Genomic DNA, 4797 nt, shown 5'->3' with positions numbered 1-4797 from the left:
CGGAAGCACTCAACGTCGCGGTGAGAATGAAACCTGCGCAAACGAGAACTGATGCAATCCCAAAGATTTAGCGGTCCAGGCATCGCCCCGCGCGTCCGGACCGCACGACGCGCGGGGCGATGCCCACGCGGTTAAACGAACTAACTAGCGTTGAAAAATCGCTGGCCGGTACCGCCGCTGCCGACCATGACTTTGATCTTTTTTAAGCACTTGGGGCATCGGCCTTTGTAGTACATCCCGGAATCGGAACGGTAGATTCTTCCGTACGTTCGGCAACAATCGAATCGAATGCCCAGAAAAGGTCTCGATTTCGGCCCGCTGGTTTGTTCCCGGTTCGATTGCGGTGTCGAATTCGGTACGCTGCTGAGGTCTAGTCGTGGTGTTTCCATGGTGTCTCCTGATCGCGAGTCATTCGACCTCGCTCAAACTTCTCAACATCGTTTCAATGGTCCAGTGAAAATGTTATCGGTTTCTCGCCCTAATTTTTTGATTCCTTTTGCACTGGTCTGCTCAGCAAGCTTGATCGCTGGTTGTGGATCTTCGCCGACCGACGCAGACCAAGGCAAGGCTGATTTAACAACTCAGACTAGTGAATCAAGCCCACCGATTGCGGCCGATAGTGGCTCGGAAGATTCTGAAACCAAGGAATTACCAACTTACAGCGATGATGCGTTTCGATATGCAGCTCATGATGGGAACCTCGATTTGGTTCGCAGCGCGATTCAGTCAGGAACGGATGTCAACGTGGCCGATCCAACCGCTGGTTACACGGCATTGTTGATGGCAGCTTACAACGGACACGCGAACGTCGTGAAATTCCTATTGGAAAACGATGCTGACGTGGACGCTCGTGATCGCGAGGGAAAGACGCCGCTAATGCACGCTTGCACCAACAGCTCCGTCGAAACCGTTCGCTTGCTGATCGATGGCGGTGCTGACATCAACGTGACCGAATCGACCGAGGGTTTCACGCCACTGATGACGGCAGCAGCACTCGGGCAAACCGAAATCGTAAAGCTGTTGCTAGAACGAAGTGCCGACAAGGGTGTTGTTGACCAAGACGGCGACACCGCGATCAGCCACGCCCAAAATTCTCAACACGACGAGATTGTCGAGTTGCTGAAGTAGACCACGTGATCGTTAAAAAAGTTTCTTTAAAACGATTTCGGAGGATGCCGACAACCTGCCCGTAGCTGATCCCGCCAGGGTTCAGTCGAGCTTGAGCCGATCGTGGACTGAACCCTGGCGGGATCAGCTACGGTTTAGAACGGTCGCTGAGGTTCCTTACGGGATCAACCAAAACAGGCCGGTCATCGTTGCGGCTTGGGCAATGCCGCCCTTGACGCTAAGCGGTACTGGTGGCTTGATCCACGGAGCACAGTTGCCGGGGCGATAGTAACCCAATGCGTACTGGCATTCGGTCGGGCAATGGACACCCATCTTGTAAGGCAGCACGGCGATGTTGCCAAAGAAGTGAGCCGTTTGGATGATCGGTTCCAACACAGGACCGTGCGTGTGCCCATATCGTTCCAGGTTCACGTCCTCGAAGTACAGCGGATTGTGACACAGGTTGGATGCCAAGTAGGTCATCGTCATCGGTGTCCAACTTCGCTGAACATATGCGACCTGTTCCAAGCGGCATTCTTGCGGCAGTCCCCAGTTCTCAGACAGGTAGGCCAAGTCGCCTTCGCTAAGTTGGTCGATCGGAATCGATTCGGTCGAACCGTACTCAGTTTCAACAACAACCTTTTCGTAGGCGATGTCACGCAGACGTCCGGTCGTCATGGGCACGCCCGACATGTTTCGCCACTGACGAACAGCTTGCTTTTCGTCAAACTTGGCCTTTAGCTTGTCATAACGCGACTGATCGATCTCGTCGGGACGATACGGTGGGCTAATGTCCAATGAAACTTGATCGATCGTTTGACGTTGAATCCGCGAACGGAAATCATTGCAGCTCAAACCTTCGGTCTTTTTCAGATCCTCGTCCTGTTCGTCGTCGAAAAGGCTGCTGTCGCGATCTTCGTCACGATCAGGACCGTCAAGGTTCAATCGATCACGATCGCGTCGATCTTTTTCCCTTAAATCGTTGTCGGTATCCCGATCTGAATCGCGATCGTTACTGCGGCCAAACGGGTTTTCAAAATCTTCGTCGTCCAGATCTTTCTCATCCGATGGTCGATTCGATGGACTCTTGGGTTCCGGCAATTCATCAGGTTCGGTGTCCTTCAGCAGATCGCCGAGCGATGGCCCGTCGTCCATTTTCTTCAGCGATGGATTGGGCTGGGTGCTTTGCTGGGGCGTAGGTTCCGGCACCGGCAAGGGTTCCGCAGCACGCTGGGGTGCTGGCATGTCGAACAGATCGGTGGGTGCATCGAGCGTGTTCAAGCTGTCACGAAGATCGTTCGCTTGTGGAGCCTCTGCGAACGGATCGGGTGTCGGCACGACGGGCTGATCATCCAAAGGTGGGAACAACATGTCACCACTTTGAACCAGCGTCATCGTTGAGGCTCGTTCGGTCGGCCTATTTTGAGCGATCCGGTTGTTGGGTTGATCGCGATAGCCAGCGGTCGAATCGAGCAAGCTCTCAACACGTTGTGGCGAATTCAGATAAGCAGCCGGAGCGACGGCTTGCAACTGAGGTCGGTCGGTTGCAACGGACAGAGTCCCGCTAGTGGGCACGACTGCGCGGCTGGGTTGCTGCCTAGTCGGATTCGCAGCTTGTTCGTTGAATGTGTCAGGGGCAACGTTGGAACTGCGACGCCACTTCAAGTTCCAACCTTGTCGAGTTGGATTCGGCGTCGTGGCCTGCGCACCAACTTGACCGGTTCGCGGAACCGGACGCATGTTCTGTGAAGCGTAATTCTGGGCACCATAATTCTGAGCCGAAACGTTGGTGGCGTTTAAACCGATGCCTACCGCGACTCCGCCAGCGATGATCGCGGCTAGCAGAGGGCGACTTACCCGTTTAGGCCGATTCACCGGAGGCGACATCGGGGCTGTAGTTGGGCGCTTCTTGTGTGATCGCAATGTCATGAGGATGGTTTTCCCTAACCGTCGCAGCCGAAACTTGCGTGAACCGCGCGTCTCGACCTAGCTCTTGGATCGTCCGTGTTCCGATATATCCCATGCCCGCTCGCAAACCGCCGACCAACTGGTAAACGTAATCGCTAAGCGGACCTTTGAACGGCACTCGGCCTTCCACACCTTCGGGGACTAACTTGCCCGCCTCGGTGCCCTTCTGCCGATACCGATCGCTACTTCCTTTCACCATCGCACCCATCGACCCCATTCCGCGGTAAGACTTAAACGTCCGTCCTTGGTACAGGATCACCTTGCCGGGGCTTTCCATCAGACCGGCAAACAAGCTGCCGATCATCACCGATTGAGCCCCTGCGGCCAGTGCTTTGGTAATGTCACCGCTGAAGCGAATGCCGCCGTCGGCGATGACAGGTTTTCCGTCCTTCTGAGCCTCCGCCACCGCGTCCATGATCGCGGACACTTGCGGCACACCGACTCCGCTGATCACACGCGTGGTGCAAATTGAACCTGGGCCGATTCCGACCTTGATTGCATCCGCTCCCGCGTCCAACAACGCGCGGGCTCCATCACCGGTGGCGATGTTTCCCGCAATGACGTCGATATCCCATTGGCTTTGACTCTTGATCTCTTTGACGGTCTCTATCACGTTGCGACTGTGTCCATGAGCCGAATCGACGGTCAGCACATCGACGCCTTGCTTGATCAAGCTCTCTGCTCGTTCAAAGTCGCCGACACCAATCGCCGCACCGACTCGAAGCCGTCCACCGGAGTCTTTGCAGGCTCGGGGGAATCTCTTCATCATGTCGATATCGCGGATCGTAATAAGTCCCGTTAGTTTTCTATCTTCGTCAACCAGCAGAAGTTTCTCGACTCTTTTTGCCGTTAAAATCTTCTCAGCTTCCTCAAGCGTCACAGTCCCTACCGCCGTGACCAAGTTCTCATGGGTCATCACCTGGCTAATGGGGAGGTTTGGGTCTTCTAGGAAGCGGAGGTCTCGGCGGGTCAAAATGCCCACTAGCGTTTGGTCATCACGGACGATCGGAATGCCTGAAACGTTAGCTTCGTCCATTAATTCGGCCGCTCGACCGACTTTTAAATCGGGCGAAAGCGTGACCGGATCGACAATGATGCCATTGGCGGAACGTTTGACCTTGGTGACTTCTTCGGTCTGAGCCTCGACGGATAAATTTTTATGAATCATTCCCATCCCGCCTTCTTTTGCCAGCGCGATGGCCATCTCGGATTCCGTGACGGTGTCCATCGGCGACGATACCAGCGGGATCTGCATCTGGATGCGGTTGGTCAAGTTGGTGCTAACATCGACCTCGCTGGGCACCATTTCGCTGTACCGTGGCAACAGCAGGACGTCATCGAAGGTGACGCCGTGAGAAACAATTTTTTCGTAGGACGAAATGGTTGAGTTGGGCATTCGAGATTCGGTAGACGCGGGGAGGCAACAAGGAGTGCGTGAAACCCGTCAGTATGAACGATGAAGCGTCAATCGGGGAGGCCCGGTTGTGTCTCGAAAAAAAAGCACAACCACGCCTCTGAATGAACGCCAGATGTAGGCCGTGGCGAGCTTCCAGCGAGTGACGGCAGTGCCTGGGCTGATGAAAATGCGGTGGGTGATGTTATTCGCGAACCAGTCGAACATTGCAAATTGCAAATTGCAAAATGAACATTGCAAATTGAAAATTCTTGGGAAGCGGTATTTGCTGGTCAATTTACATTTTTCAGTGTTCATTTTGCAATTTG

General features: G+C 54.4%; 5 protein-coding genes. 1 reads left to right on the top strand and 4 read right to left on the bottom strand.

Annotation, left to right across the window (positions count from 1 at the left end):
• Positions 1-140: 140 nt before the first annotated feature.
• Positions 141-389, bottom strand: a complete 249-nt coding sequence (locus RC85_RS27845) for a hypothetical protein (RefSeq protein ID WP_068267475.1) — start codon at positions 387-389, stop codon at positions 141-143.
• 70 nt (positions 390-459) lie between these two features.
• Here RC85_RS27845 and RC85_RS26490 point away from each other — a divergent pair, with 70 nt between their 5' ends.
• On the top strand, positions 460-1128 hold the full coding sequence (locus tag RC85_RS26490) for an ankyrin repeat domain-containing protein (RefSeq protein WP_238383220.1): 669 nt from the start codon (positions 460-462) through the stop codon (positions 1126-1128).
• Between the two features lie 156 nt (positions 1129-1284).
• Here the strand turns inward: RC85_RS26490 and RC85_RS24790 are convergent, their stop codons facing one another.
• The 3 genes from RC85_RS24790 to RC85_RS28695 form a co-directional block, all read right to left on the bottom strand.
• A complete protein-coding gene (locus tag RC85_RS24790; protein WP_149752631.1) occupies positions 1285-2982 on the bottom strand; it encodes a metallophosphoesterase family protein in 1698 nt (565 codons plus the stop codon).
• Entirely contained in the window at positions 2969-4471 is a 1503-nt protein-coding gene (gene guaB / locus RC85_RS24785; RefSeq protein ID WP_068267470.1) for an IMP dehydrogenase, read from the bottom strand. Before guaB ends, RC85_RS24790 begins: the two co-directional genes overlap by 14 nt.
• A 48-nt stretch (positions 4472-4519) precedes the next feature.
• Positions 4520-4797 (bottom strand): hypothetical protein (locus tag RC85_RS28695; RefSeq protein ID WP_238383219.1); only part of this gene is annotated, 278 nt, incomplete at its 5' end.

It is taken from the genome of Rubripirellula obstinata (assembly GCF_001642955.1).
Taxonomy (GTDB): Bacteria; Planctomycetota; Planctomycetia; order Pirellulales; family Pirellulaceae; genus Rubripirellula; species Rubripirellula obstinata.
This window is presented reverse-complemented; position numbering and strand designations above follow the sequence as displayed.

Excerpts from the sequence above, each read along its gene's own strand:
- RC85_RS27845 (WP_068267475.1), bottom strand. The coding sequence starts at position 389 with ATGGAAACACCACGACTAGACCTCAGCAGCGTACCGAATTCGACACCG.
- RC85_RS26490 (WP_238383220.1), top strand. The coding sequence starts at position 460 with ATGTTATCGGTTTCTCGCCCTAATTTTTTGATTCCTTTTGCACTGGTC.
- guaB (WP_068267470.1), bottom strand. The coding sequence starts at position 4,471 with ATGCCCAACTCAACCATTTCGTCCTACGAAAAAATTGTTTCTCACGGC.